Origin of the sequence: Methylobacterium sp. WL18, from assembly GCF_008040015.1 — a bacterium.
GTDB classification, from domain to species: domain Bacteria; phylum Pseudomonadota; class Alphaproteobacteria; order Rhizobiales; family Beijerinckiaceae; genus Methylobacterium; species Methylobacterium mesophilicum.
Genome location: NZ_VRVD01000955.1, coordinates 1 through 1,294, shown reverse-complemented (window position 1 = coordinate 1,294; position 1,294 = coordinate 1). Strand labels below are relative to the sequence as shown.

Below are 1,294 nucleotides of genomic sequence, written 5' to 3'. Positions count from 1 at the left end.
GGCCAGCACCGCGCAGAGCGGGCCGAGCCATCGGATCGCGCGCGGCGGCATCGCCCAGGCCATGGTCAGGCTCCGGGAACGAGTTGGCGGATCACCTTGAGCAGGGCTTCGGGATCCACCGGCTTGACGATCCAGCCCGTGGCGCCCGCCGACTTGGCCTCGTTGCGCTTGTCCTGCTGGGACTCGGTGGTCAGCATCAGGATCGGGATGAACTGCAGGCCCGGGAGCTTGCGGACCCGGCGGATGAGGTCGATGCCGTTCATCGCCCCCATGTTCAGGTCGGTGATCAGCAGGTTCGGCTTGGTGCCCGCCTGCAGGGTCGCCAGGGCCTGCTCGCCGCTGGCGGCCTTCACGACGCCGAGGCCGGCCTTGCTCAGGATGCCCTCGATGCTCATCAGCATCGTGGGTGAGTCGTCAACAATCATGATCGTCGTGGCCAACATGGTCTCCTAGGGTGCTGCGTGGGATGCGGGCGCCGCGCCGGGCCGCCAGAAGGCGGCCAGCTCGTCGGCCAGCAGGCCGTAATCGGCCGCGCCGCGGCTGGACGGGGCGTAGGCCTGGATCGGTTTGCGGACGGCGAACGCCTCCGCCAGTCGGATGTCGGTCCGGATCCCGGTGAGCACGCGCTCGATCCCGAATTCCCGGGCGATCTCCTGCATCGTCTCGCGGTGGTGGGTGGTGTGCACGTTCAGCATCACCGGCAGCAGGCCGACCACCGTCAGGTCGCTGTTCACCGTGGTGGCGATGCGGAAGAACAGCCGCGCCAGCTGCCGCACCCCCTCGGCCGACAGGGCGTGCGGGATCATCGGGACGAGCACGCCGTCGGCCGCCGCCAGGGCGTTGACCAGGATCATGTCCAGCGAGGGCGGCGTGTCGACGATCACGAGGTCGAAGCGCGCCGCGATCTCCGGCGCGCGCAGGCAGCGCTGTAGGGCCGAGACGCTGCGGTCCACGGCCGTGGTGCCGTCGAACAGCTGGTCGGCGGGGGCGACCGACACGCCCGCGAAGGCGGTGGACCGGATGGCATCCTGCAGGTCGAAAGCCGGATCCGTGAAGATGTGGTGGGCGGTCGGCGCGTCGCGCTCCGGCACGATGCCGAAGCCCAGCCCGGCATGGCCCTGCGTATCGAGGTCGATCAGCAGCGTGCGCCGGCCGCGGGCACCGCATTCCGCGGCCAGGTTGACCGAGGTCGTCGACTTGCCGCTGCCGCCCTTCCGGTTCGAGATGGCCAGGATCGTGGTCAAGCGGCCGCCCCGGGCGCCGGCGGGGCGGCCTCCGCGGCTCCTTGCAGGAA

2 protein-coding genes are annotated in these 1,294 nt (G+C 70.6%); both read right to left on the bottom strand.

Annotated features, from left to right (window positions below):
- Window positions 1-65 precede the first annotated feature (65 nt).
- Window positions 66-443, bottom strand: a complete 378-nt coding sequence (locus FV228_RS30040; protein WP_210247835.1) for a response regulator — start codon at window positions 441-443, stop codon at window positions 66-68.
- 6 nt (window positions 444-449) lie between these two features.
- Window positions 450-1,294 (bottom strand): ParA family protein (locus tag FV228_RS30035; protein WP_246694084.1); only part of this gene is annotated, 845 nt, incomplete at its 5' end.

Coding starts and splice junctions, on each gene's coding strand:
- FV228_RS30040 (WP_210247835.1), bottom strand. CDS start 443: ATGTTGGCCACGACGATCATGATTGTTGACGACTCACCCACGATGCTG.